21 protein-coding genes and 3 tRNA genes are annotated in these 25,575 nt (G+C 56.7%); 8 read left to right on the forward strand and 16 right to left on the reverse strand.

The window, feature by feature from the left end; genetic code table 11:
- Window positions 1-68: 68 nt before the first annotated feature.
- From hflC to nnr, 9 genes are all read right to left on the reverse strand, one after another.
- Window positions 69-1,073, reverse strand: coding sequence for a protease modulator HflC (gene hflC, locus OTG14_RS15375; protein WP_024907333.1), 1,005 nt, complete (start codon window positions 1,071-1,073; stop codon window positions 69-71).
- Between the two features lie 2 nt (window positions 1,074-1,075).
- A complete protein-coding gene (gene hflK / locus OTG14_RS15380) occupies window positions 1,076-2,335 on the reverse strand; it encodes an FtsH protease activity modulator HflK (RefSeq protein WP_024907334.1) in 1,260 nt (419 codons plus the stop codon).
- A gap of 56 nt (window positions 2,336-2,391) precedes the next feature.
- On the reverse strand, window positions 2,392-3,672 hold the full coding sequence (hflX, locus tag OTG14_RS15385) for a ribosome rescue GTPase HflX (protein WP_023310136.1): 1,281 nt from the start codon (window positions 3,670-3,672) through the stop codon (window positions 2,392-2,394).
- 74 nt (window positions 3,673-3,746) lie between these two features.
- Window positions 3,747-4,058: an RNA chaperone Hfq gene (hfq, locus tag OTG14_RS15390; RefSeq protein WP_023334248.1), complete on the reverse strand. Its 312-nt coding sequence runs from the start codon at window positions 4,056-4,058 to the stop codon at window positions 3,747-3,749.
- Window positions 4,059-4,143: 85 nt separating this feature from the next.
- Complete coding sequence (gene miaA / locus OTG14_RS15395) at window positions 4,144-5,094, reverse strand: tRNA (adenosine(37)-N6)-dimethylallyltransferase MiaA (RefSeq protein WP_032651346.1); 951 nt, start codon at window positions 5,092-5,094, stop codon at window positions 4,144-4,146.
- Entirely contained in the window at window positions 5,087-6,931 is a 1,845-nt protein-coding gene (gene mutL, locus OTG14_RS15400; RefSeq protein WP_048989506.1) for a DNA mismatch repair endonuclease MutL, read from the reverse strand. Before mutL ends, miaA begins: the two co-directional genes overlap by 8 nt.
- 9 nt (window positions 6,932-6,940) lie before the next feature.
- Window positions 6,941-8,281: an N-acetylmuramoyl-L-alanine amidase AmiB gene (gene amiB / locus OTG14_RS15405; RefSeq protein ID WP_048989509.1), complete on the reverse strand. Its 1,341-nt coding sequence runs from the start codon at window positions 8,279-8,281 to the stop codon at window positions 6,941-6,943.
- Between the two features lie 16 nt (window positions 8,282-8,297).
- Window positions 8,298-8,759, reverse strand: coding sequence for a tRNA (adenosine(37)-N6)-threonylcarbamoyltransferase complex ATPase subunit type 1 TsaE (tsaE, locus tag OTG14_RS15410; protein WP_013095283.1), 462 nt, complete (start codon window positions 8,757-8,759; stop codon window positions 8,298-8,300).
- Window positions 8,752-10,275: a bifunctional ADP-dependent NAD(P)H-hydrate dehydratase/NAD(P)H-hydrate epimerase gene (gene nnr, locus OTG14_RS15415; RefSeq protein WP_267215332.1), complete on the reverse strand. Its 1,524-nt coding sequence runs from the start codon at window positions 10,273-10,275 to the stop codon at window positions 8,752-8,754. The genes tsaE and nnr overlap by 8 nt, the downstream gene beginning before the upstream one ends.
- Between nnr and queG the strand changes: the two genes are divergently transcribed.
- On the forward strand, window positions 10,274-11,413 hold the full coding sequence (queG, locus tag OTG14_RS15420) for a tRNA epoxyqueuosine(34) reductase QueG (RefSeq protein ID WP_061716098.1): 1,140 nt from the start codon (window positions 10,274-10,276) through the stop codon (window positions 11,411-11,413). The two genes, nnr and queG, sit on opposite strands and share 2 nt — an antisense overlap.
- A 270-nt stretch (window positions 11,414-11,683) precedes the next feature.
- On the opposite strand, the gene OTG14_RS15425 is transcribed toward queG, so the two are convergent.
- The 4 genes from OTG14_RS15425 to orn all read right to left on the reverse strand — a co-directional run bounded on the left by OTG14_RS15425 (window position 11,684) and on the right by orn (window position 12,725).
- Window positions 11,684-11,759 (reverse strand) — tRNA-Gly (locus OTG14_RS15425).
- 36 nt (window positions 11,760-11,795) lie between these two features.
- Window positions 11,796-11,871 (reverse strand) — tRNA-Gly (locus OTG14_RS15430).
- 36 nt (window positions 11,872-11,907) lie between these two features.
- Window positions 11,908-11,983, reverse strand: a tRNA-Gly gene (locus tag OTG14_RS15435).
- 196 nt (window positions 11,984-12,179) lie between these two features.
- Window positions 12,180-12,725, reverse strand: coding sequence for an oligoribonuclease (orn, locus tag OTG14_RS15440; protein ID WP_008502926.1), 546 nt, complete (start codon window positions 12,723-12,725; stop codon window positions 12,180-12,182).
- Between the two features lie 107 nt (window positions 12,726-12,832).
- Here orn and rsgA point away from each other — a divergent pair, with 107 nt between their 5' ends.
- The 3 genes from rsgA to mscM all read left to right on the forward strand — a co-directional run bounded on the left by rsgA (window position 12,833) and on the right by mscM (window position 18,294).
- The gene (rsgA, locus tag OTG14_RS15445; protein ID WP_008502927.1) at window positions 12,833-13,885 is read left to right on the forward strand and encodes a small ribosomal subunit biogenesis GTPase RsgA; all 1,053 of its coding nucleotides are present in this window, start codon (window positions 12,833-12,835) and stop codon (window positions 13,883-13,885) included.
- A 97-nt stretch (window positions 13,886-13,982) separates the two neighbouring features.
- Entirely contained in the window at window positions 13,983-14,951 is a 969-nt protein-coding gene (asd, locus tag OTG14_RS15450; RefSeq protein WP_248272854.1) for an archaetidylserine decarboxylase, read from the forward strand.
- 19 nt (window positions 14,952-14,970) lie between these two features.
- The gene (gene mscM / locus OTG14_RS15455; RefSeq protein WP_061716099.1) at window positions 14,971-18,294 is read left to right on the forward strand and encodes a miniconductance mechanosensitive channel MscM; all 3,324 of its coding nucleotides are present in this window, start codon (window positions 14,971-14,973) and stop codon (window positions 18,292-18,294) included.
- Window positions 18,295-18,331: 37 nt separating this feature from the next.
- Here mscM and yjeM read toward each other — a convergent pair whose 3' ends face one another.
- On the reverse strand, window positions 18,332-19,831 hold the full coding sequence (gene yjeM / locus OTG14_RS15460) for a glutamate/gamma-aminobutyrate family transporter YjeM (protein WP_048990211.1): 1,500 nt from the start codon (window positions 19,829-19,831) through the stop codon (window positions 18,332-18,334).
- Between the two features lie 195 nt (window positions 19,832-20,026).
- Entirely contained in the window at window positions 20,027-21,004 is a 978-nt protein-coding gene (gene epmA / locus OTG14_RS15465) for an elongation factor P--(R)-beta-lysine ligase (protein ID WP_023310126.1), read from the reverse strand.
- Between the two features lie 310 nt (window positions 21,005-21,314).
- Between epmA and frdA the strand changes: the two genes are divergently transcribed.
- From frdA to frdD, 4 genes are read left to right on the forward strand one after another with little or no spacing between them, the layout of a single operon-like run.
- Window positions 21,315-23,105, forward strand: coding sequence for a fumarate reductase (quinol) flavoprotein subunit (frdA, locus tag OTG14_RS15470; protein ID WP_024907346.1), 1,791 nt, complete (start codon window positions 21,315-21,317; stop codon window positions 23,103-23,105).
- Complete coding sequence (locus OTG14_RS15475; protein ID WP_023310124.1) at window positions 23,098-23,832, forward strand: succinate dehydrogenase/fumarate reductase iron-sulfur subunit; 735 nt, start codon at window positions 23,098-23,100, stop codon at window positions 23,830-23,832. Before frdA ends, OTG14_RS15475 begins: the two co-directional genes overlap by 8 nt.
- A gap of 10 nt (window positions 23,833-23,842) precedes the next feature.
- Window positions 23,843-24,238 carry a fumarate reductase subunit FrdC gene (gene frdC / locus OTG14_RS15480; RefSeq protein ID WP_024907347.1) on the forward strand — a complete coding sequence of 132 codons (396 nt, stop codon included), beginning with the start codon at window positions 23,843-23,845 and terminating at the stop codon, window positions 24,236-24,238.
- A gap of 10 nt (window positions 24,239-24,248) precedes the next feature.
- Window positions 24,249-24,608: a fumarate reductase subunit FrdD gene (gene frdD / locus OTG14_RS15485; RefSeq protein WP_013095272.1), complete on the forward strand. Its 360-nt coding sequence runs from the start codon at window positions 24,249-24,251 to the stop codon at window positions 24,606-24,608.
- 29 nt (window positions 24,609-24,637) lie between these two features.
- Here the strand turns inward: frdD and ampR are convergent, their stop codons facing one another.
- A complete protein-coding gene (gene ampR, locus OTG14_RS15490; protein ID WP_024907348.1) occupies window positions 24,638-25,513 on the reverse strand; it encodes a LysR family transcriptional regulator AmpR in 876 nt (291 codons plus the stop codon).
- Between the last annotated feature and the right edge of the window lie 62 nt (window positions 25,514-25,575).

Consider the following 25,575-nt stretch of genomic DNA (forward strand, 5'->3'; position numbering starts at 1 on the left):
TATTCCTTATAAAAGAAAACCACCGCTCCGTTAAGAGCGGTGGTTTGAATACTCAAACGAGCCTGAGTTTATCGCGTTGCGTTAGTCGGCGTCTTCATATAACGGAAGAAATCGCTGTCCGGGCTGAGCACCATCACATCCTGATTGCTCTGGAAGCTATTCTCGTAAGCACGCAGGCTACGGATAAAGGCGTAGAAGTCAGGATCCTGGCTGAAGGCATCAGCGAACAGCTTTGCCGCTTCGGCATCACCTTCACCGCGCAGGATACGGCCCTGGCGCTCAGATTCCGCCAGCGTCTTGGTGACTTCGTAATCCGCTGCTGCACGCAGCTTCTCAGCCTCTTCCTGGCCCTGTGAACGGTGACGACGGGCTACCGCTTCACGCTCGGCGCGCATACGGTTGTAAATCGCCTCAGACACTTCTGCTGGCAAGTTGATCTGCTTGATACGCACGTCAACCACTTCGATACCCAGCGCAGCCATACTGTTCGGGTTGATCACCGGCACTTTACCGTTGGTCTCCGCCTGAACGCGTTCAGCCGCTTTGGCAATCGCATCATCTGCTGCCGGGGTTGAAACTTCGTCTTCCGTGCCCGCGGTACCGGAGTTCAGGGCATCGCGAACTTCCAGGGTCAGACGACCACGGGAGTCGGTCACGATGTCTTTCACATCCAAACGACCAATCTCGGAACGCAGACGGTCAGAGAACTTACGCTTCAGCAGCACTTCTGCCTGAGAAACGTCACCGCCGCCCGTTGCCAGGAAGTAACGGCTGAAATCGCTGATACGCCATTTGATATAGGAATCAACGATCAGGTCTTTCTTCTCTTTGGTCACGAAACGGTCAGCCTGGTTATCCATGGTCTGGATACGCGCATCAAGCGTTTTCACTGACTGAATGAACGGCACCTTGAAGTGCAGGCCCGGCTCGTAAATTACCGGGCGTTTGTCGCCATCACGCACGACGCTGCTGAACTGGAACTTGATCCCACGCTCGCCTTCTTTCACCACAAAGATCGAGGTATAAAGCACGACCAGTACGATGACGATGATCGCAATAACTGACTTACGCATCCTTATTCCCCCTGACGCTGGTAGTCGTTACGCTGCGCGTTAGCACGGCGTTGGTCCATAATGTCACCATCGTTCGAAGAAGGCGTTGTGTTCGTGCTGGCGCTGCCTGTTGAGGCTGGCGGCAGACGCAGCAGGTTGTTCGCGCCGCTGGTGTCGCCTTTCGCTGCTGGCGCAGAACTGCCTTTCAGCATCTGATCCAGCGGCAGAACCATCAGGTTTCCGCCTTTATTGTCGTTAACCAACACTTTGCGGGTGTGGCTCAGCACTTTTTCCATGGTCTCGATATAGAGACGCTCACGGGTAATTTCCGGTGCCGCTTTATATTCCGGCAGGATCTTCGCAAAGCGAGCCACTTCACCCTGAGCTTCCAGGATGGTCTGCGTCTTATACGCGCGCGCTTCTTCCAGAATACGCTGCGCCTGACCGTTAGCGCGTGGCTGAACTTCGTTGGTGTACGCTTCTGCTTCACGGATGTACTGCTGTTCGTTTTCACGGGCAGCAATCGCATCGTCAAATGCGGCTTTCACCTCTTCCGGCGGACGCGCAGCCTGGAAGTTGACGTCCAGCAGGGTGATACCCATGTTGTACGGACGAATGGTCTCTTCCAGCTCGCGCTGGGTATCGCTACGAATAACGGTACGACCTTCGGTCAGGATACGGTCCATGGTGTATTTACCGATCACACCGCGCAGGGCGCTGTCGGTCGCCTGACGCAGGCTGTCATCGGCGCTGGTCACGCTAAACAGATAACGCTCAGGATCGGTCACGCGGTACTGCACGTTCATCTCAACGCGCACCACGTTTTCGTCAGAGGTCAGCATCACGCCAGAGGCGGCCAGTTCACGGACGGATTCCACGTTTACCGCGGTCACGTCGTCAATGAAGGTCGGCTTCCAGTTCAGACCCGGCTCAACCAGATGGCTGAACTTGCCGAAACGGGTGACCACGCCGCGCTCTGCTTCTTTAATGGTGTAGAATCCGCTGGCTGCCCAGATGATGACCACCGCAGCGGCCACGATGCCCACTACGCGGCCCCCCATTGGCGGGCGCGAACTCTGAGTGGAATTGCCACCCGAGCCAGAACCTTTTCCTCCGCCAAGGCCACCAAGCTTCTTGCTCAGCTTGCGGAAGATATCATCCAGATCCGGCGGCCCCTGCTCGCGACCACCTTTGTTGCCATTTCCCTCAGAGTTGCCGCCAGGTTTGCTGCTTCCCCACGGGTCGCGGTCTTGTCCGTTATTACCGGGCTGATTCCACGCCATGTATATGCTCCATATTTGTTATGCAAGGGCGAATTATTCAGGCATCCCCTTTCTGATCAGACGATATAGTCGACCAGCGCAGGTTCTTGTTTACAGAGGCGACGCCAGTCAACGATCGGCATACGCACCTGCATCCCCACGCTGCCGTCATCCTCCATCCACTCTTTTTCTATCGCCTGAAGCTGATAAAACCGGCTGCGCAGCCTGCCTTCCTGTGGCGGCAGTCGCAGCGTGTGCTGAGCTACCTCACCGGAAAGACGTTCTGTCAAAGCCTGGAAAAGCAGTGGCACACCAATACCGGTCTGGGCAGAAAGCCAGACCCGAATCGGTTTGTTCTCTTCATCTCTGTCGATACGCGGTTCGAAATCGTCCAGCATATCGATCTTGTTCATGACCAACAGCGTGGGAATTTCGTGGGCGTCGATCTCTTCGAGCACCACGTTCACCGCGTCGATGTTCTCCTGCACGCGCACGTCTGCCGCATCAATCACGTGCAGCAGCAGCGTCGCCTGTCGCGTCTCCTGCAGGGTGGCCTTGAATGCCGCCACCAGGTCATGCGGCAGGTGACGGATAAACCCTACGGTATCCGCCAGCACCGTTTCACCGACGTCTGCGACGTCAATACGGCGCAGCGTAGGGTCCAGGGTCGCAAACAGCTGGTCTGCGGCATAAACCTGGGCCTCGGTTATCTGGTTAAACAGGGTGGATTTACCGGCGTTGGTATACCCCACCAGCGACACCGTCGGGATGTCGGCTTTCGTTCGTGCCCGACGCCCCTGCTCACGCTGTTTCTCAACCCTTTCCAGACGTGAGAGGATCTGGGTAATTCGGCCACGCAGCAAACGACGGTCGGTTTCGAGCTGGGTTTCACCCGGGCCGCGCAAACCAATCCCGCCTTTTTGTCTTTCAAGGTGTGTCCAGCCACGCACCAGACGCGTTGCCAGATGGCGCAGCTGCGCCAGCTCAACCTGCAGTTTCCCTTCGTGGGTACGTGCACGCTGAGCAAAAATATCTAAAATCAAACCCGTGCGATCGATAACACGGCATTCGCAAAGGGCTTCCAGGTTGCGCTCCTGGGCTGGAGACAGCGCATGATCAAACAACACGACTGACGCGCCGGTTGCTTTTACGGCATCCGCAATTTCGACTGCTTTACCTTCACCAACAAAATACTTTGGGTGCGGCGCTTTACGGCTACCGGTAATCACCTGCATTGCTTCGACACCGGCGGAAGAGACCAGAGATTCAAACTCCTGGAGGTCTTCCATATCTTTGTCTTGCGAAAAATAGATGTGTACCAGCACCGCCTGCTCACCGGCATCATAACGGTCAAACAAGCGTAAACCTCTCTAAAAAGATCAGCGGGGAACGCAGGATCCCTGGCTCCCCGTGTGGATAACAGTGCGAAACCTTATTCGGTTTCGTCGCTGTCCTGCGCCGGCGTTGAAGAGCCCTGCGCGCTGCTGCCATGATGGTAGTTACTACCAGTGCCGCCGCCAGCGTTATTGCTGTGATGAGATACCGGACGGGACGGAACAACAGTAGAAATAGCGTGCTTGTAGACCATCTGACTGACCGTGTTTTTCAACAGAATCACAAACTGATCGAAAGACTCAATCTGACCTTGCAGCTTAATACCATTCACCAAATAAATAGAAACTGGAACACGTTCCCGACGCAATGCGTTCAGGAACGGATCTTGTAAAGATTGCCCCTTAGCCATTCTATCTTTTCCTTATATGCTTGTTTTGTACTTAGAACCTTGCGATTCTGAAAAATTGCGCACGATACGTCTCAATTGTACACATTCAGTGAGCGATATCACCAACAACCTCAATCACTTCGTTTAACGCCTGTTGCGGTTTTTCACTGTCTAGCCAGTGAACGCCGTCCCAACCGCGCAACCAGGTGATCTGGCGCTTCGCTAACTGTCTCGTGGCGCAAACACCTCTATAAACCATTTCATCGTATGAAATCTCACCTTCAAGATACGACCACATCTGGCGGTATCCCACACAACGAATGGAAGGCATGTCCGTATGCAAATCTCCACGGGCAAATAACGCCCGCACTTCTGCTTCAAAATCTGAAGCTAACATCTGATGAAAACGCTGCTCAATTCGCTGATGGAGCAGTTCACGGCTCGCCGGGGCGATGGCGAACTGATGCACCTGATACGGCAGAGCGTCTCCTGACGTTTGCGTCAGTTCCGTTAAAGTTTTACCCGAAATGAAAAAAACTTCCAGTGCCCGGGAAAGCCTTTGCGGATCATTTGGATGGATCCGTGCTGCGGCAACCGGGTCAATTTCCGCCAGTTGCTGATGCAAAACGTCCCAACCCTGCTCTGCCGCCTGCTGCTCAATTTTCGCTCTTATTTCCGGATCCGCGGATGGCAGGGGTGACAACCCCTCCAGCAACGCCTTGAAATAGAGCATGGTTCCGCCAACCAACAGCGGTATACGTCCCGCCGCCGTTATCTCGGCCATCTCGGCTAAGGCATCCCGGCGGAAATCCGCTGCGGAGTACGCCTGAGCCGGGTCGAGAATATCCAGCAAACGGTGCGGTGCCGCACGCAGCTCTTCTGCGTCAGGCTTCGCCGTGCCGATGTCCATCCCCCGGTAGATGAGGGCGGAGTCGACGCTAATCAACTCTACAGGCAAAACTTTACGCAACTCAATGGCGAGCGCCGTTTTGCCGGAGGCCGTTGGGCCCATTAAAAAAATTGCCTTAGGCAGGCTCGCCTTACTTGCGTCAATCATGTTTCAGGGCGTTCATCGCCGTTTGTAAATCAACAGGTTGTAATAACCCACCCGGCGGCGTTTTCACCAGATGCGGACAGAGGCGTTCCACCTCCGCCAGCACGCTAATGGCCTGCGCCATACTCCACGGCGTGTGTTCGCTTGCCAGATGGCGGGCGATCCACTGCGCGGTGTTGGCGGCATCAAACGCTGTTTGCTGCGCCAGGTAGCCTATCAGTTCAGGAATCAAGTTTTGTAAATTTTGTTGGCGTAAGGGTAAAGGCACTGCACGAATTGTCACATGTTGTGGTTCGAGCACAGTTTCAATACCCATCTGCGCCAGCTGCGACTCGGCGCGCTGCAATACCCTTGTTTCATCAGGGGATATTTTCAGGCGAACCGGAATTAACAACGGCTGCGCGCAGGCGGCATTTTCGCCAGGCGTGAGCTGCACCTGCTTAAGCCAGCGTTCGGCGACCGGCAGTGCCAGAAGCATCAATTTGCCGTCACGCTCAAGCAGTGCCATATCCGGCGCGATAATCGTCAGCACCCGGCCAAAACTCTGGCTATGGCCGTCCAGAGAAGGCTGAGCGGCCGGAATGTGCTCTTTACGTTCCACGGCTGGCGTTTCCAGCAGCTTGCGGTACAACGCGCCCTGCTGCTTCTGATAGCCAGGCTGGGCATTCGGATAGTTCGCGCCCGTTGGACGCGGCGCGCTACCAGCCGGGGAGTAACGCGGGGCTTCCGGTTCACGCGCAACGGCAGGCTCCGCAAAATGGTTGCGCCCTGCCGCCACACGGTTTTCGGGCAGCGGACGCGGTGCAGGAGCGTCGTTCTCCAGCGGCAGCGTTGGCTCTGCCTGCTGCTGCAACACGGTGGCCACGCCCTGATAAATGAAGTCGTGAACCAGACGCGACTGGTGGAACCGCACCTCATGCTTGGCGGGATGGACGTTCACATCCACCTGATGGGGGTCGATGTCCAGATAAAGGACGAATGCAGGCTGCTGATCGGCACCCAGTTTGTCTTCGCAGGCCTGGCGAATCGCGTGATTGATGAGACGGTCGCGCATCATGCGGCCGTTGACGTAGCAATACTGGATCTCCGCAAACGCAGCACTGCTCGCGTTTGGATCGGCAACCCAGCCGCGCAGCGCCAGATCGCCGTGCTGCCACTCAATGGCCAGGGCCTGTTCAAGGAACGGCGTACCGCAGATCGCCCCCAAACGGCGCTCTTTCTGTCCACCTTCTGCCACCGCGCGATACTGGCGCATCACCTTGCCGTTGTGGCTGAGGTTGATGGTGACATCGAATCGCGCCAGTGCGATACGCCGGATGATCTCGTCGATATGGCCGAACTCGGTCTTCTCGGTACGCATAAACTTGCGTCGGGCGGGGGTGTTGTAGAAGAGATCTAATACTTCAAGCGTCGTGCCGACAGGGTGTGCTGCGGGTTTAACCGTGACATCCATATCGCGCCCTTCGGCGTAAGCCTGCCAGGCTTCCTGCTGTTCGGCGGTACGGGAGGTCAGCGTTAAGCGCGAAACCGAGCTGATACTGGCCAGCGCTTCACCGCGAAAACCGAGGCTAATAATCGCCTCCAGGTCATCCAGAGAGGCAATTTTACTGGTGGCGTGACGGGCCAGCGCCAGCGCGAGCTCGTCTTTTTTAATGCCACAGCCGTTGTCGCGAATGCGAATAAGCTTCGCGCCACCGCGTTCGATATCAATATCGATGCGGGTTGCGCCCGCATCGAGGCTGTTTTCCACCAGCTCCTTCACCACCGACGCAGGGCGTTCCACCACCTCACCGGCGGCGATTTGGTTCGCGAGCTGCGGCGGTAGAACCTGAATCGGCATGAATTCTCCTTAGTTGGTCGCGGTCATCTCACCCGGCAGCGCTGCGCTGGCCGTCTGGCCAGCACCACTCTGTGGCGCAGACTGCAGCGGATGGGCATCAAAGTATTTACGCAGACCGTTATAAATCGCTTCGGCAATTTGCTGCTGGTAGCTGTCGCTTCCCAGCAGACGCTCTTCACCGTTGTTACTGATAAAGCCCGTCTCTACGAGGATGGACGGAATATCCGGCGAGCGCAGAACGCCGAGGCTGGCATGTTCCGGACGACGCTTATGCAGCACGCCAACGCTTTGCAGCTGGTTCAATACGTTAGTGGCGACATCATACCCGACGCGCTGAGAATGACCGAACTGTAAATCCAGCACCGCCTGGCTGAGGTACGGATCGGACTGGCTGTTCGCCAGCACATCGCCCGCGCCGCCTAACAGTTCAGACTGCTTCTCATGCTCTTCCAGCCAGTTGGCCATTTCGCTGTTGGCGCGACGGTTTGACAGCACCCAAACCGAGGCGCCGGTCGCGCTACGATTCGGTGCGGCGTCCGCATGAATGGAGACCAGGAAGTTCGCGTTTTGCTTACGCGCCACATCCGAGCGTCCCATTACGGAGATAAAGTAATCCCCGTCGCGGGTCAACACGCCTTTAAACATCGGGTCGTCATTGAGTAGCGAACGCAGTTTACGCGCGATAGCGATCGTCACGTTTTTTTCTCGCGTGCCGCCAGGGCCAATCGCCCCCGGATCTTCCCCGCCGTGACCCGCATCAATGGCGATAATCACTTTGTCACCGCTGGCCGTCGCGCGTCGCGCGCTGGCAGCCGGACGCGTCACCGTATTGCTGCTGGTTGCCGCAGTAATGCGATCGTTCTGCGATTTAAACGGATTACGCGCAGGTTCAGAAGGACGGGGCGTATACACCGGTTCTTCCACACGCTTCGCTACGACCGGCGGCGGTGGAGGCGGTGGCGGTGCGTCGGCATTGATGGTAAAGACCACCGTATAGTTCGCTCCGTTTTGCTGCTTCACCGCCTTCGTTATGCCCTTTTCGGTCAGATCGACCACCAGGCGTAGCGACTGGCTATCCTGCGGTGTTCCCGAACGGATGCTTTTCACCAGGTTGTTACCGCTGAACCGCAGCGGTAGCCCCTGAATCACGCCTGTCTGTTTGATATCCAGCGCCACGCTGTGGCTGTCTGGCTGTGAAAACGCATATTCAGGATCGCCCATAAAGCTGAACGTGATCCGGGCCTGGCTTTCGCCGTTCGATACCTGAATATCTGAGAGGTTTGCCGCCCCGGCCTGCGCGCACAGCAGCACGGTGGCAGCCAACAACCAACCTTTAACGCGATTTATCATCCCGTCATCCCTACGCTTAACCGGCCAGTCGCGCCAGTAAGGAACTGCCTGATGAGGAAACAGCACTGATGCGTGCCTCACGCCCTTGTGCCTGGTAATCTAAGTGAATTTCGACATCCGGGTCAGGCAGCACACCCGCACCTTGTTGCGGCCACTCCACCAGGCAAATGGCGTCGTTGGCAAAATAATCACGGATCCCCATAAATTCCAGCTCCTCAGGATCCGCAAGGCGGTATAAATCGAAGTGGTACACCATGAGATTTTCAAGGGTGTACGGTTCTACCAGCGTGTAGGTTGGGCTTTTGACATTCCCGTTATGCCCTAACGCCTGCAAAAAACCCCGGCTAAAGGTGGTTTTACCCGCACCTAAATCACCATACAGATAAATGACGGTTGCCCCCTGACAGGCCTGCGCCACGCGCTTGCCGAGTTCTAAAGTGGCTTGTTCATCAGGTAAAGGAATCGCTCGATTAGTCATTTTCTACGTCAATCACATCCGGGTTAACAACACGCCGCAGCGTGCAAAAGAGATCGGTGGCCAGCATACCGCGTGTACCGTAACGCGCAGCCAGTTTATCCGCCGCAACGCCGTGAGCCACGCAGCCCGCGCAGGCTGCATCATAAAGGGGAAGTTTCTGTCCAAGCAATGCGCCGATGATGCCGGAAAGCACATCGCCCATGCCGCCGATCGCCATGCCCGCATTTCCGGCATCAATAATGCCCTGCGTCTCGTCACAGGCGACAACGGTTCCTGCCCCTTTCAAAACAGCAACACCTCCGTAACGTTTTACCAGACGCTGAGCAGAAAGTAAGCGATCGCTTTCAATTTCTGCCACGCTGCAGTTAAGCAGCCGCGCGGCTTCGCCGGGGTGTGGCGTCAGAATGCGATTGTGACGCTTATCCGGGTTTATTGCCAGAAGGTTAAGCGCGTCGGCATCCCACAGCATCGGTTTACGAAAATTCTCGACCTTTTGCAGGGCCTGTTTACCCCATGCCTGTTGCCCAAGCCCAGGGCCAATCACCACCACATCCGCCCATTCAAGGCTCTCTTCAAGCGACTGGGGCGTAAGCTCGTGCACCATCAACTCCGGTCGGGCAGTGATGATTGGCGCAATATTCTCAATGCGAGTGAGCACTCGCACTAATCCGGCGCCGCTGCGCAAAGCCGCTTCACCGGTCATGCGAATCGCACCTGCCGTACCGTGGTCGCCGCCCACAATGACCAGCCTGCCGTGATCGCCCTTATGGGACGTCGACCGGCGCGGCGGGAGCCACGCTGGGAGCTGCGAGGCGTCAAAGCGTGACAGTTTCGTTTCCTGCCCGGCGAGCCAGCTCTCCAGCCCCAGCGCACTGTGGTGCAACACGCCGACGACATCCCGCGCTTTGCCAGTCAGTAAACCCGGCTTCAGGGCAATGAAGGTCACCGTATGTGCCGCCTGAATCACCGCCCCCGGCGTCGCGCCGGTTTGTGCTATCAGTCCAGAGGGAATATCCAGGGCGACTACCGGCGCGGAATGTCTGTTAGCGTGTTCAATGAGTGCGGCAACGTTTTCGCGCGGCGCGCTGCGCAGCCCGGTGCCCAGCAGCCCGTCAACAATCAGATCAACATCCTCTGGCCAGACGATATCAGGCGCATGAATCACACCGCCTGCGTTCAGCCATGCCTCCCGCGCCGCGCTGGCCTCTTCCGGCAGCGGTTTATCACTTTCAAGAGCCAGCAAGGTCACGCGGAGACCCGCAGCCACCGCGAGACGGGCAACGACGTAGCCATCACCGCCGTTGTTGCCGTGACCGCACAGAATCAGCCAGTGGGCCGCCTGCGGGAAGGCGCTTCGGGCTACGTCAAACGCCGCCTCACCCGCGCGCAGCATCAGTTCATACAGGGTAATCCCGAGGCTGTCTGCGGCCTCTTTTTCGGCGCGCCGGAGGTCATCCGCATGCCAGATGGAATGTGGTATACTTGCGGGGTTTTTCTTCACCGTATGGTCCGTCATGTCACAGCCCCTCGATCTCAATGAATTAGCGCAAAAAATAAAACAGTGGGGTGCTGAGCTTGGCTTCCAGAAGGTGGGCATTACCGATACCGACCTTTCCGCCAGCGAGCCGAAACTGCAGGCCTGGCTGGACAAACAATACCACGGCGAAATGGAGTGGATGGCGCGCCATGGCATGATGCGCGCCCGTCCACACGAGCTTTTGCCGGGGACATTACGCGTCATCAGCGTGCGCATGAACTATCTGCCCGCCAACGCGGCCTTTGCGCGCACGCTAAAAAATCCCTCTTTGGGTTACGTCAGCCGGTACGCCCTGGGACGTGATTACCATAAGCTTTTGCGTAACCGTTTAAAAAAACTCGGGGAAACTATTCAGCAGCACTGTGTTTCGCTGAATTTTAGACCCTTTGTCGATTCTGCGCCTATTCTTGAGCGCCCGATTGCCGAAAAAGCCGGGCTTGGCTGGACAGGTAAGCACTCACTAATCCTCAGCCGCGACGCCGGATCGTTCTTCTTTCTGGGTGAACTGCTGATTGATTTACCGCTGCCGGTAGACGGCCCGGTAGAGGAAGACTGCGGCCGTTGCGTGGCCTGTATGACCATCTGCCCAACGGGCGCCATCGTTGAGCCTTACACCGTTGATGCCCGTCGCTGTATCTCCTACCTCACTATCGAACTGGAAGGGGCCATTCCAGAGGAGTTCCGACCGCTTATCGGCAACCGCATCTACGGCTGCGACGATTGCCAGCTCATCTGCCCGTGGAACCGCTATTCACAGCTTACGGACGAAGAGGATTTCAGCCCGCGTAAGGCGCTCCATGCGCCGCCGCTCATTGAGCTGTTCGCCTGGACCGAGGCCTGGTTCCTGAAGGTGACGGAAGGTTCGGCCATTCGCCGTATCGGGCATCTGCGCTGGCTGCGAAATGTGGCCGTCGCGCTGGGTAATGCCCCGTGGGATGAAGCGAACGTGCAGGCGCTTGAAAGCCGTAGAGGTGAGCACCCACTTCTTGATGAGCACATAGAATGGGCGATTGCGCAGCAAATTGAGAAACGTAATGCCTGCGTGGTCGAGGTGCAGCTACCGAAGAAACAGCGTCTGGTGAGGGTGATTGAAAAAGGGCTTCCGCGGGATGCCTGAACTATTCACAGCCTGTGAATAAAATTACAAACTCAAGCGCCATCTGGGCTGGAGAAGAGGTCAAGTGATCTCAATAACATTTTGAAATCAAATTTTATACTGTAAATACAGTGCTTTACGAAGATATTATTCACCATGCTAAGTTTTAACCCTGTTTCGGTTAAGCGCAGTTTCTGTGGATAACTCTGTTCACAAGAGTATTTCAGAGACAACAGAAAACGTCCCCAGCGATGCTTTTCGCTGTGGATATTTTAGAGATGAAGAAGAATTTGGAGCGGGAAACGAGACTCGAACTCGCGACCCCGACCTTGGCAAGGTCGTGCTCTACCAACTGAGCTATTCCCGCTTGGGTGGTCCGTGCTGTGGAAGCACTTTCAAATTTTGGAGCGGGAAACGAGACTCGAACTCGCGACCCCGACCTTGGCAAGGTCGTGCTCTACCAACTGAGCTATTCCCGCTTGGGCAGTCTGTGCTATGGAAGCACTTTCAAATTTTGGAGCGGGAAACGAGACTCGAACTCGCGACCCCGACCTTGGCAAGGTCGTGCTCTACCAACTGAGCTATTCCCGCAAATCTGCACTGCTTTTGTTGCTGTCGTAACGTGTAATTCTCTGTCGTTACGGGAGGCGCATTATACGAGAAATCCTTTTAGCTGCAACCCCCCTTAAAGCGATTTTTTCGAAATTAAGTTCAAATGCTTATTTAATCGGCAAGCTGAACAATTTAACGACAAAAACCCGGCCACGCAAGGCGCCGGATCGCAAAATCACAGCTTAATAAAGTTTTCGCGGTAGTAGGAAAGCTCCGCCACGGACTCTCGGATATCATCCATCGCCTGATGCGTGCCCTGTTTTTTAAAGCCGTCGAGGATTTCAGGCTTCCAGCGACGCGCCAGCTCTTTCAACGTGCTGACGTCCAGATAGCGGTAGTGGAAGTAAGACTCCAGCTCCGGCATGTACTTAAACAGGAAACGACGATCCTGGCCGATGCTATTCCCACAGATTGGCGATTTGCCTGCCGGAACCCACTGTTTCAGGAACTCAAGCGTCGCCAGCTCCGCCTCACGATCACCCATAGTGCTCGCCTTTACCCGCTCCACCAGACCGCTGCCGGTGTGGGTACGCACGTTCCACTCATCCATCAATGCCAGCTGGTCATCGGACTGATGCACCGCTATCGTTGGCCCTTCCGCCAGGATATTCAGGTTGGCGTCCGTCACCAGGGTTGCAATTTCAATAATGCGATCGCGCTCGGGATCCAGCCCGGTCATTTCGAGATCGATCCAAATCAGGTTGTTTTCATCCGCGCTCATGTTATTTTCCACCCTTCTCGCATAACCGGCAGTAGCAGGTTAACTAGTATTAATTAGAGTGTATCATAGAGGTTTTGCCCCCTACGGGCGACCAGGAGCCAGTGCGATTGAGTAAAAATAAACTCTCCAAAGGGCAGCAGCGCCGCGTGAATGCCAATCACCAGCGCCGTCTTAAAACCACTGCGGAGAAGGTCGATTACGACGACAACCTGTTTGGCGACCCAACGGAAGGCGTAGTCATCAGCCGTTTCGGTATGCACGCTGACGTGGAATCCGCCGATGGTGCGATTCACCGCTGCAACATCCGCCGGACCATTCGTTCTCTGGTGACCGGCGACCGCGTCGTCTGGCGGCCGGGTAAAGAGGCGGCGGAAGGCGTGACGGTAAAAGGCATCGTTGAAGCGGTCCATGAGCGCACGTCCGTATTAACCCGTCCCGATTTCTACGACGGGGTCAAACCGATTGCCGCCAACATTAACCAGATTGTTATCGTATCGGCGATTTTGCCCGAACTGTCGCTCAATATTATCGACCGATATCTCGTCGCCTGCGAAACGCTGCAGGTTGAACCGATTATCGTGCTGAACAAAATCGATCTGCTGGACGACGACGGCATGGCCTTCGTCAATGAGCAGATGGATATCTATCGCAAGATTGGCTACCGCGTTCTGATGGTCTCCAGCTATACCAAAGATGGCCTGAAACCGCTGGAAGAGGCGCTTACCGATCGCATCAGCATCTTTGCGGGCCAGTCCGGCGTGGGCAAATCGAGCCTGCTGAACAACCTGCTTGGCCTCCAGCAAGAGATCCTCACCAACGATGTCTCTGATGTCTCGGGCCTGGGCCAGCACACCACCACCGCGTCACGCCTGTATCACTTCCCGCACGGGGGCGATGTCATCGACTCCCCGGGCGTGCGAGAGTTCGGTTTATGGCACCTGGAGCCGGAACAAATCTTTAACGGATTTGTCGAATTCCATGATTATTTAGGCGCTTGCAAGTACCGCGACTGTAAACACGATAACGACCCAGGCTGCGCTATCCGTGAAGCGGTTGAGAAAGGCGAGATCGCGGAGACCCGCTTCGAGAATTACCACCGTATTCTTGAGAGCATGGATCAGGTAAAAACGCGTAAAAACTTTTCTGATTCTGATAACTGACAACTAAGCTAAGCATCGCTAAAATCGTCCCCTTTTTTCAGGTTCCGGCGGCATAACGCCGGATCAGGAACGACAAAACAATGGCCTGGAGGCTACCTTGTTAAACGCATTTAAACTTTCGCTTCAATACATTCTGCCAAAACTGTGGCTCACTCGCCTGGCGGGCTGGGGCGCAAGCAAACGCGCGGGCTGGCTGACCAAACTGGTCATCGACCTTTTCGTAAAATATTACAAGGTCGATATGAAAGAGGCGCAGAAGCCGGACACCGCCAGCTACCGCACCTTCAACGAATTCTTCGTGCGCCCGCTGCGTGACGACGTGCGCCCGCTGAACACCGACCCTAACGTCCTGGTGATGCCGGCAGACGGCGTCATTAGCCAGTTGGGTAACATCGAAGACGACAAAATTCTGCAGGCGAAGGGCCATAATTACAGCCTGGAAGCGCTGCTGGCGGGTAACTACCTGATGGCGGATCTGTTCCGCAACGGTACCTTTGCCACCACCTATCTGTCACCGCGCGACTACCACCGCGTGCACATGCCGTGTAACGGCATCCTGCGCGAGATGATTTACGTCCCGGGCGATCTGTTCTCCGTGAACCACCTGACCGCGCAGAACGTGCCGAACCTGTTTGCCCGTAACGAGCGCGTCATCTGTCTGTTTGATACTGAATTTGGCCCTATGGCACAGATTCTGGTGGGTGCAACCATCGTAGGCAGCATTGAAACTGTCTGGGCCGGCACCATCACTCCACCGCGTGAAGGCGTGATCAAACGCTGGACCTGGCCTGCCGGTGAAGCGGAAGGCTCTGTGGCCCTGCTGAAAGGTCAGGAAATGGGTCGCTTCAAGCTGGGCTCCACCGTGATCAACCTGTTTGCGCCAGGCAAAGTGAAGCTGGCTGAACAACTCGAAAGCCTGTCGGTCACCAAACTGGGCCAGCCGCTGGCGGTCTCGACAGAAACCTTCGTGACGCCAGAGGCAGAACCTGCTCCGCTGTCACAGGAAGAGATCCAGGCCGAGCACGACGCCAGCCCGCTGGTTGAAGACAAAAAAGACGAAGGCTAACAACAGAAGGATCGCTGACGTGCGCCCGATTATCGTTCTACTGATGGCCTGGTGCCTCAGCATGGGGGCGTACGCAGCGACAGCCCCCGACGCCAAACAGATAACCCAGGAACTGGAGCAGGCAAAAGCGGCCAAACCCGCTCAGCCAGAGACCGTCGAGTCGCTCCAGGCTGCTCTGAACGCGCTTGAGGAGCGGAAAGGCTCGCTTGAGCGCGCTCAGCAGTATCAGCAGGTTATCGACAACTTCCCCAAACTCTCCCAGACGCTGCGCGCGCAGCTCAATAATCTGCGTGACGAACCGCGCGATGTGCCGGCAGGCATGACCTCCGACGCGCTGAACCAGGAGATCCTGCAGGTCAGCAGCCAGCTTCTGGAAAAGAGCCGCCTTGCTCAGCAGGAGCAGGAGCGAGCGCGTGAAATTGCCGACTCCCTCAGCCAGCTTCCGCAGCAGCAAACCGACGCCCGTCGCCAGCTTAATGAAGTTGAGCGCCGCGTGGGTACGCAAAACGGCAACACGCCACAGGCGCAGGCCCAAAATCTGGGCCTGCAGGCAGAATCGGCTCGCCTGAAGGCCCTTGTCGATGAGCTGGAGCTGGCGCAGCTTTCCGCCAATAACCGCCAGGAGCTGTCACGAATGCGCTCTGAACTCGCTCAGAAGCAGAGCGAGCAGCTGGACGCTTACCTTCAGGCTCTGCGCAATCAGCTCAACAGTCAGCGCCAGCGTGAAGCGGAGCGCGCGCTGGAAAGTACCGAGCTGCTGGCGGAAAACAGCGATAACCTGCCTTCCGGCATCGTCCAGCAGTTTAAGGTCAACCGTGAGCTTTCTGCCGCGCTGAATCAGCAGGCGCAGCGTATGGATCTGGTTGCCTCGCAGCAGCGTCAGGCGACCAATCAAACCTTGCAGGTTCGTCAGGCGTTAAACACTCTGCGCGAGCAGTCCCAGTGGCTCGGGTCATCAAACCTGCTGGGCGAAGCATTGCGTGCCCAGGTCGCGCGCCTGCCGGAAATGCCTAAGCCGCAGCAGCTGGATACCGAGATGGCCCAGCTACGCGTTCAGCGCCTGCACTTTGAAGATCTTCTCAATAAACAGCCGCAAATCCGACAGATCCGTCAGGCTGATGGACAGCCGCTGACCAGCGAGCAAAACCGTATTCTGGAAGCCCAGTTGCGTACCCAGCGTGAATTGCTGAACTCTCTGCTGCAGGGCGGGGATACGCTGATTCTGGAGCTGACCAAGCTGAAGGTTTCTAACAGCCAGCTGGAAGATGCGCTGAAAGAGGTGAACGAGGCGACGCACCGTTATCTCTTCTGGACGTCCGACGTGCGTCCGATGACCTTCTCGTGGCCGATTGAGATTGTCCAGGACCTGCGCCGCCTGATTTCGCTGGATACCTTCAGCCAGTTGGGACAGGCCAGCGTGATGATGTTCACCAGCAAAGAGACCATTTTCCCGCTGCTGGGGGCGTTGATTCTGGTGGGCTTCAGCATTTACTCGCGCAGACATTTCACCCGTTTCCTGGAGCGTTCCAGCTCCAGGGTCGGGAAAGTTACCCAGGATCACTTCTGGCTGACGTTGCGCACCGTATTCTGGTCGATTCTTGTCGCCTCTCCGCTGCCGGTGTTGTGGATGACCCTGGGCTATGGCCTGCGGGAAGCCTGGCCCTATCCGCTCGCAGTAGCGATTGGCGATGGCGTCACCGCCACGGTGCCGCTGCTGTGGGTGGTGATGATATGCGCCACCTTCGCGCGCCCCAATGGCCTGTTCATCACCCACTTTGGCTGGCCGCGTAATCGCGTTGCGCGCGCCATGCGTTACTACCTGATGAGCATCGGGCTGATTGTGCCGCTGATTATGGCGCTGATCATGTTCGATAATCTCAACGACCGGGAATTCTCAGGCTCGCTGGGCCGCCTCTGCTTTATGCTGATATGCGGGGCGCTGGCCATCGTCACGCTCAGCCTGAAACGCGCGGGTATTCCGCTCTATCTGGATAAATCCGGCAGCGGCGACAACATGTTCAACCGGCTGCTCTGGAACCTGCTGCTTAGCGCGCCGCTGTTTGCAATGCTGGCAGCCGCGGTGGGCTATCTGGCAACCGCGCAGGCGCTGCTGGCGAGGCTAGAAACCTCGGTGGCCATCTGGTTCCTGCTTCTGGTGGTGTACCACGTGATCCGCCGCTGGATGCTGATCCAGCGCCGCCGTCTGGCGTTTGACCGTGCCAAGCACCGCCGGGCGGAGATCCTCGCCCAGCGCGCGCGGGGTGAGGAAGAGCCAAACCACGTCAACAGTACGGAAGGCACGACGGAAGCGGACGAGGTCGAGCTGGATCTGGATGCCATTAGCACCCAGTCCCTGCGCCTGGTTCGCTCCATCCTGATGCTGATTGCCCTCCTCTCGGTCATCTTCCTGTGGTCGGAGATCCACTCCGCGTTCGGCTTCCTGGAGAACATCTCTCTCTGGGACGTGACCTCCACGGTGCAGGGTGTTGAAAGCCTGGAGCCGATTACCCTGGGGGCGGTGCTGATTGCCATTCTGGTGCTGATCATCACCACCCAGCTGGTGCGTAACTTCCCGGCGCTGCTGGAGCTGGCGCTGCTGCAGCATCTGGATTTGACGCCGGGTACGGGCTATGCGATCACGACCATTACCAAATATCTGATCATGCTGTTTGGCGGGCTGGTTGGCTTCTCGATGATCGGTATTGAGTGGTCGAAGCTCCAGTGGCTGGTGGCAGCGCTCGGTGTAGGGTTAGGTTTTGGTTTACAGGAGATCTTCGCCAACTTCATCTCTGGCCTGATCATTCTGTTCGAAAAACCGATCCGTATTGGCGATACCGTCACGATCCGCGATCTGACCGGCAGCATCACGAAGATCAACACCCGTGCGACGACGATCAGCGACTGGGATCGGAAAGAGATCATCGTGCCAAACAAGGCGTTTATTACCGAGCAGTTCATCAACTGGTCGCTGTCAGACTCCGTTACCCGTGTGGTGCTGACGGTGCCGGCACCGTCGGACGCCAACAGCGAAGAGGTTACCCAGATCCTCTACACCGCCGCTGAGCGCTGCTCGCTGGTGATCGACAACCCGGCGCCGGAAGTCTTCCTTGTGGATTTACAGCAGGGGATCCAGATTTTCGAGCTGCGTATCTACGCCGCCGAAATGGGACACCGTATGCCGCTGCGCCATGAGATCCACCAGCTGATTCTGGCGGGCTTCCGCGAGCACGGTATTGATATGCCGTTCCCACCGTTCCAGATGCGTCTGGAAAGCCTGGACGGGCGTAAAACGGGAAGAACGCTGACGTCAGCGGCGCGTACGCGCCCGGCGGGCAGTTTATAACGCGTCTCCCCTCCCTTTCGGGAGGGGACTATTCCCGCTACGCCACTTCTGCGACGTATGCCATCGCGCGTCGACGGTAATTCTCATAAATCCCCATCGCCAGCAGCGAGAAGAAGATTGGGCCGCCCACCATCCACAGCGCGCTGTTCCAGTCGTTCGCCTCAATTACCGGCTGGATAATGGTGAAGATGTTGGCAAACGCCACCACCAGCACCACCACCGTGGTGGCCAGCAGCGTTGCCGCGCGGCTTTTAAAAATCACAAACGGACGTTCAAGATCCTGCTTCGCCTTAAAGAACGGGAACGCCAGGGTCAGGAACAGGTACGGCAGGGTCATCGACACGTTCGCCATCAGGGTTAGCTTGTTGTAAAACGCAGACGCCGTATCGCCGCCAAATGACACCAGCAGAATGAACACGCACACCAGCACACACTGCATCCACATGGCGTTGGCAGGCATGCCTGCGGTGTTCAGCTGGGTCATACGTGCTGGCCACAGCGCTTTTGGCGTACCCTGAATAATCGCTTTCAGCGGCGAATAGATCAGCGTGAAGAATGCGCCGGTATAGGCCAGGAACATCGACAGGCCGGTAATACGCGCGAACCAGACCCCCATTACCGATGCCGCCTCGGGACTCAGGTTCATCGCCTGCCCCAGCGTCATCCCCAGGCTTTTCATCAGCACATAGGTGATGTTGCCAAGGTTAGTGGTGTTGTTGCTCAGCACCTGCTGCCAGTTGGTGCTGACGCCCCAGAGAAAAATCGCCAGCGAATAGCCGATGGAAATCACGATGGCGGCAAAAATAATGCCTTTCGCAAAGTTCTTTTCCGGGTTTTCCGTCTTATCGACCAGGCCGCCTACGGCTTCAATACCGCCGTAAGCGAAGATGGCAAACACCACGAAGGAGAGCATCGCGAGCCCGGACTGGTAGCCCGGATTCGGCGAGGAGGCAAAGTTAACATCCTGTGCAAAATGACCACCGTTCAGGCACAGGATAGCGATGCTCACCAGCAGCAGCACCAGGTTCAATCCCATCACCGAGATCCCGCCCACGGCGGTAATCCGGGCAATTTTATTGATGCCTTTAGACGCCACCAGCGTCACGACAACCATCCAGCATACCGCCAGAATCCCGACGACCTGCGTGGAGCTCAGCCCGGCCAAAGACCAGACCTGCGTTTTATCGGCGCCGAAAAGAAACGTTGAGAACGGCACCCAGACTTTGGCCGCCGTACTCACCATCCAGACGACGTAGGATGAAAACCACATAAACGTGCCGATAAACGCATAGCGCGGCCCGACGCTGTTATTCATCCATGAGTAGATCCCACCCTCTTCTTTCCGGTAAGCCGAGCCCATCTCCGCCATCATCAGCGCAAACGGGATAAAGAAGAACAGAGCAGAAACGATATAAAACGGCGTCGCGCTGTAGCCCATCAGATAGAACGCTGACGGGCTGTTGGCAAAGCCAAAGACTGAGGTAAATATCATCAGGATGAGCCCGGTGAGGGTCATCTTTTTGAGTGACTGGGACATAGAACCATCCAAAGAGGAATTAAACTGCGCGGATGGTAGCAGAAGACCAGACAGATATTGTGGCTATACGGGGCAAATTAAGAAAAAGACCCGTGTATAGGGAATGTGGCAGTTTTTAATGTTGTCGTGCTGAAATGGAAAGGTTAATTGACAGGAATGGTAGGCCGGGTAAGCGCAGCGCCACCCGGCATTTTATTAGGCGCGATCGACCGTAAAGGCAATCACATCGCCAAGCTGCTCTGCGCCCAGGGCCAGCATGACCAGACGGTCAACACCCAGCGCCACGCCGGAGCAATCCGGCAGACCTGCTTTCAATGCTTCAAGCAGATTAACATCAATAGGCTGCTGCGGCAGACCGCGCGCGGCGCGCTTGCGGTTATCCTGCTCGAAGCGCTGCGCCTGCTCGCGAGCGTCGGTCAGTTCATGGAAGCCGTTCGCCAGCTCGATGCCTTTGTAATAGACCTCAAAACGCTCTGCGACACGATGATCTTCGGTACTGATCTGCGCCAGTGAGGCCTGGCTTGCCGGGAAGTGATAAACAAACGTCGGACGGTCTTTGCCAATCTGCGGTTCCACGCCGAAGGTGAACAGCAGCTGCAGCAGCGTGTCGCGATCCTCTTCGGTATCCGCCACGTTGCTCAGATCCAGTTTTGCCGCCACTTCGCGCAGCTGGGTTTTGTCCGCCGACAGCGGATCGATTTCCAGATGGCGCTGGAAAGCCTGCTGATAGGAAAGGGTTTCGGCTTCCGAGCAGTCCAGGACCTGCTGCAGCAGATCGTCCACCTCATTCATCAGGCGGTACATATCATAATGCGGGCGGTACCACTCCAGCATGGTGAATTCCGGGTTGTGGTGACGACCCATCTCTTCATTACGGAAACTGCGGCACAGCTGATAGACCGGACCACACCCCGCTGCCAGCAGGCGTTTCATGTGGTATTCCGGGCTGGTCATCAGATACAAATTCATGCCCTGAGAGTGGCCGGGGCCAACAAAACGGGTTTCAAACGGGACCAGATGAATATCCGTTACCGTTGCCTGACTCATGCACGGGGTTTCCACCTCCAGGACGCCGCGGTCGGCAAAGAAACGGCGGATCTCCGCCATAATTGCAGCGCGTTTTAACAGATTAGGGATGGATGCGCTCGGCTGCCAGGTGGCCGTTTCGCTCATGAGTTGTTCTCCGATTTCAGACAAGGGCACGAAGTCTACTCGTTAGCCGGGGCAGAGACAAATTTTGTGCAGTAAAAAAGCGCATTTCATTTAGGTGAACAATTGCGTGACGTATTTCATCAATCTTCATGATAAATCGCCTGACAGAACAGCAAAAAAATCGAACACGTCAAATTTCCCTGACATCTACACGGTTATACTGTTTTACCCATAAAGGAGCAGTGGAAACGCTTTCGCAATCGTCCTTTTGGACGGGTGAACTACCTTTAGTTTGTCGCGTTGCGAAATAACAAAAATCTGGAGGAATGTCGTGCAAACTTTTCAAGCCGATCTTGCCGTAATAGGCGCTGGCGGGGCTGGATTACGTGCTGCGATTGCTGCAGCACAAGCTAATCCCAACGCTAAAATCGCATTGATTTCAAAAGTCTATCCAATGCGTAGTCACACAGTGGCAGCAGAAGGAGGGTCCGCCGCCGTTGCGCAGGATCATGACAGCTTTGAATACCATTTCCACGACACGGTTGCAGGGGGCGACTGGCTTTGCGAACAGGATGTCGTTGACTACTTTGTGCACCATTGTCCAACGGAGATGACCCAGCTTGAACAGTGGGGATGTCCATGGAGCCGCCGTCCGGACGGCAGCGTCAACGTTCGCCGCTTCGGCGGCATGAAGATCGAACGCACCTGGTTCGCCGCCGATAAGACCGGCTTCCACATGCTGCACACCCTGTTCCAGACCTCCCTTCAGTTCCCACAAATCCAGCGCTTTGATGAGCATTTCGTCCTCGACATTCTGGTGGATGATGGACAGGCGCGCGGCCTGGTGGCGATGAACATGATGGAAGGCACGCTCGTCCAGATCCGCGCCAATGCGGTGGTGATGGCGACGGGCGGTGCGGGTCGCGTTTATCGTTATAACACCAACGGCGGCATCGTTACCGGCGACGGTATGGGCATGGCGCTCAGCCACGGCGTGCCGCTGCGCGATATGGAATTCGTGCAGTATCACCCAACCGGCCTGCCGGGCTCCGGCATTCTGATGACGGAAGGCTGCCGCGGTGAAGGCGGTATTCTGGTCAATAAAAACGGCTACCGCTATCTGCAGGATTACGGCATGGGCCCGGAAACCCCGCTCGGCGAGCCGAAGAACAAATACATGGAGCTCGGCCCGCGTGACAAAGTCTCTCAGGCTTTCTGGCACGAGTGGCGCAAAGGCAACACCATCTCCACGCCGCGCGGCGATGTGGTCTATCTCGACCTGCGTCATCTGGGCGAGAAGAAACTGCTGGAACGTCTGCCGTTCATCTGCGAGCTGGCGAAAGCCTACGTTGGCGTGGATCCGGTTAAAGAGCCGATCCCGGTGCGTCCAACCGCGCACTACACCATGGGCGGTATCGAAACCGATCAGCAGTGCGAAACCCGCATTAAAGGGCTGTTCGCCGTCGGCGAATGTTCTTCCGTTGGCCTGCACGGCGCTAACCGTCTCGGGTCTAACTCGCTGGCAGAGCTGGTTGTCTTTGGCCGCATGGCGGGCGAGCGCGCAATGGAGCGTGCGGCAACCGCAGGTGAAGCCAACGGTGCCGCGCTGGATGCGCAGGTCGCAGACGTTGAAAAACGCCTGAAAGATCTGGTGAACCAGGAGGGTAACGAGAACTGGTCTAAGATCCGCGACGAGATGGGCCTGTCGATGGAAGAAGGCTGCGGTATCTACCGTACCCCTGAGCTGATGCAAAAAACCGTCGACAAGCTGGCGGAACTGCAGGAGCGCTTCAAGCGCGTGCGCATCACCGACACCTCCAGCGTATTCAACACCGACCTGCTCTACACCATCGAGCTGGGCCACGGTCTGAACGTCGCGGAATGTATGGCGCACTCTGCGCTGGCGCGCAAAGAGTCGCGTGGGGCCCACCAGCGTCTGGACGAAGGCTGTACCGAACGTGACGACGTCAATTTCCTGAAACACACTCTCGCCTGGCGCGATGCGGATGGCACCACGCGTCTGGACTACAGCGACGTGAAAATCACCACGCTGCCGCCGGCAAAACGCGTGTACGGTGCAGAAGCAGAAGCCGCCGAGAAGAAGGAGAAGGCGAATGGCTGAGATGCAAAAAATGAAAGTTGAAGTGGTGCGCTACAATCCGGAAGTGGACGCCGCACCGCACAGCGCTTTCTATGAAGTGCCTTATGACGAGCAAACCTCCCTGCTGGACGCGCTCGGCTATATCAAAGACAACCTGGCGCCAGACCTGAGCTACCGCTGGTCCTGCCGCATGGCGATCTGCGGCTCCTGCGGCATGATGGTCAACAAGGTGCCGAAGCTGGCCTGTAAGACCTTCCTGCGCGAGTACACTAAAGGTATTAAGGTCGAAGCGCTGGGCAACTTCCCGATTGAACGCGATCTGGTGGTCGATATGACCCACTTTATCGAAAGCCTGGAAGCCATTAAGCCGTATATCATTGGTAACCCACGCACGCCGGATCAGGGGCCAAACACCCAGACCCCGGCGCAGATGGCGAAATACCATCAGTTCTCCGGCTGCATCAACTGCGGTCTTTGCTACGCCGCCTGTCCACAGTTTGGCCTGAACAAGGAGTTCATCGGCCCGGCCGCCATTACCCTGGCGCACCGCTATAACGAGGACAGCCGCGACCACGGTAAAAAAGAACGTATGGCGCAGCTTAACAGCCAGAACGGCGTCTGGAGCTGTACCTTTGTGGGCTACTGCTCCGAAGTCTGTCCGAAGCACGTCGACCCGGCCGCCGCTATTCAGCAGGGTAAAGTGGAAAGCTCGAAAGACTTTCTTATCGCTACCCTGAAACCACGCTAAGGAGTGCATGATGACGACTAAACGCAAAGCCTATGTGCGGCCAATGCCGTCCACCTGGTGGAAAAACCTGCCGTTTTATCGCTTCTATATGCTGCGTGAAGGCACGGCGGTACCGGCGGTCTGGTTCAGCCTTGAGCTGATGTACGGCGTTTTTGCCCTCAAGCACGGTCCGGAAACCTGGGCCAACTTTGTCGGTTTTCTGCAAAACCCGATCATCGTTGTGCTGAACCTGATCGTGCTCGCGGCCGCGCTGCTTCATACCAAAACGTGGTTTGAACTGGCGCCAAAAGCGGCGAACATCATCGTTAAAGACGAAAAAATGGGGCCAGAGCCGGTGATTAAAGGGCTCTGGGCGGTGACGATTCTGGTCACTGTGGTCATTCTGTTTGTCGCACTGTTCTGGTAAGGAGACACCTGTGATCAATCCAAATCCAAAACGTTCTGACGAGCCGGTCTTCTGGGGCCTGTTTGGCGCAGGCGGCATGTGGAGCGCCATCATCGCCCCCGTCATCATCCTGCTGGTCGGCATTATGCTGCCGCTGGGGCTGTTCCCGGGCGATGCGCTGAGCTACGAGCGCGTACTGGCGTTCGCGGGCAGCTTTATCGGTCGCGTGTTCATCTTCCTGATGATCGTCCTGCCGCTGTGGTGTGGTCTGCACCGTATTCACCATGCGATGCATGACCTGAAAATCCATGTCCCGAGCGGTAAATGGGTGTTCTACGGTCTGGCGACCATCCTGACCGTGGTGACGCTGATTGCCGTGGTCACCATCTGACGCTTCTGGCCCGCCATCCGGCGGGCCTTTTATTTCTGCATCTTCCCCACCAGCCACTGGGCAAACTCGCGCATTGCGGGCGTTTCTGTCCGTGACTGTAGTCTTGTGAGCCAGTAGCTGCCAAGGTCAATCTGCGTTGCAAACGGCTGCACGATGCGCTCGCTGCTGAGTAAATGGGTAAACATGTCGACAGGCGCAATGGCAATCCCGACGCCTGCCTGGGCCGCTTCCAGCATGGTCACGGACGAGTCAAACACCATCACCCGGTGCGTCGGCGAGGGAGGATGTTCACCCGCTGCCTGCATCCACGCAGCCCACTCGTCGCGTCGGTAGGAGCGCAGCAGGGTAAACTTCAGGATATCTGCCGGGCTTTTCAGGCAAGAGGCAATATCGGGTGTACAGAGCGCAGACAGCGGCGCGGCGCAAAGAAATTCAGCATCGGTTCCATGCCACGCACCGCCACCGTAGCGAATGGTGTAATCAAGTCCTTCAGCCGCCGGATCGACGCGATTGTTATGGGTGGAAAGCTGAAGATCAATATGCGGATAGCAGCGGCGAAAGTCCGCGAGCTCTGAGAATAAAACACCCGTGGCAAAGGTCCCTACCACACCTATTTTGAGCTTCTCCTGAGCGCGCTGGCTGGCAAAGCGATCCAGCATCCCGGCAATACGATCGAACGAGTCATTCAGCACCGGCAGCAAATTCTCGCCTTCGGTGGTCAACATCAGCCCGCGCGAAACGCGGACAAACAGCTGGCAATTAAGGTGCTGCTCCAGCGCCTTTACGTGCTGGCTAATCGCGGAATGGGTGACGTTCAGCTCGATTGCGGCATGCGTAAAACTGAGGTGCCTGGCAGCAGCTTCAAACGCCCGCAGGGAATTAAGAGGAAGATAGCTGCGCGTCATAGTCTCGTCCGTTAGAAAAATTAACAGCTAATGCTAAATTTAACCGTTTGTCAGCCATAGTC

Source organism: Enterobacter pseudoroggenkampii, assembly GCF_026420145.1.
GTDB lineage: Bacteria > Pseudomonadota > Gammaproteobacteria > Enterobacterales > Enterobacteriaceae > Enterobacter > Enterobacter pseudoroggenkampii.

Bases quoted from the DNA above. Each gene is read 5' to 3' on its own strand.
- hflK (WP_024907334.1), bottom strand. From the start codon at position 2,335: ATGGCGTGGAATCAGCCCGGTAATAACGGACAAGACCGCGACCCGTGG.
- hfq (WP_023334248.1), bottom strand. From the start codon at position 4,058: ATGGCTAAGGGGCAATCTTTACAAGATCCGTTCCTGAACGCATTGCGT.
- queG (WP_061716098.1), top strand. From the start codon at position 10,274: ATGTCACAGCCCCTCGATCTCAATGAATTAGCGCAAAAAATAAAACAG.
- tsaE (WP_013095283.1), bottom strand. From the start codon at position 8,759: ATGACTAATCGAGCGATTCCTTTACCTGATGAACAAGCCACTTTAGAA.
- frdC (WP_024907347.1), top strand. From the start codon at position 23,843: ATGACGACTAAACGCAAAGCCTATGTGCGGCCAATGCCGTCCACCTGG.
- miaA (WP_032651346.1), bottom strand. From the start codon at position 5,094: ATGATTGACGCAAGTAAGGCGAGCCTGCCTAAGGCAATTTTTTTAATG.
- OTG14_RS15475 (WP_023310124.1), top strand. From the start codon at position 23,098: ATGGCTGAGATGCAAAAAATGAAAGTTGAAGTGGTGCGCTACAATCCG.
- ampR (WP_024907348.1), bottom strand. From the start codon at position 25,513: ATGACGCGCAGCTATCTTCCTCTTAATTCCCTGCGGGCGTTTGAAGCT.
- orn (WP_008502926.1), bottom strand. From the start codon at position 12,725: ATGAGCGCGGATGAAAACAACCTGATTTGGATCGATCTCGAAATGACC.
- epmA (WP_023310126.1), bottom strand. From the start codon at position 21,004: ATGAGCGAAACGGCCACCTGGCAGCCGAGCGCATCCATCCCTAATCTG.
- mutL (WP_048989506.1), bottom strand. From the start codon at position 6,931: ATGCCGATTCAGGTTCTACCGCCGCAGCTCGCGAACCAAATCGCCGCC.
- amiB (WP_048989509.1), bottom strand. From the start codon at position 8,281: ATGATAAATCGCGTTAAAGGTTGGTTGTTGGCTGCCACCGTGCTGCTG.
- hflC (WP_024907333.1), bottom strand. From the start codon at position 1,073: ATGCGTAAGTCAGTTATTGCGATCATCGTCATCGTACTGGTCGTGCTT.
- nnr (WP_267215332.1), bottom strand. From the start codon at position 10,275: ATGACGGACCATACGGTGAAGAAAAACCCCGCAAGTATACCACATTCC.
- yjeM (WP_048990211.1), bottom strand. From the start codon at position 19,831: ATGTCCCAGTCACTCAAAAAGATGACCCTCACCGGGCTCATCCTGATG.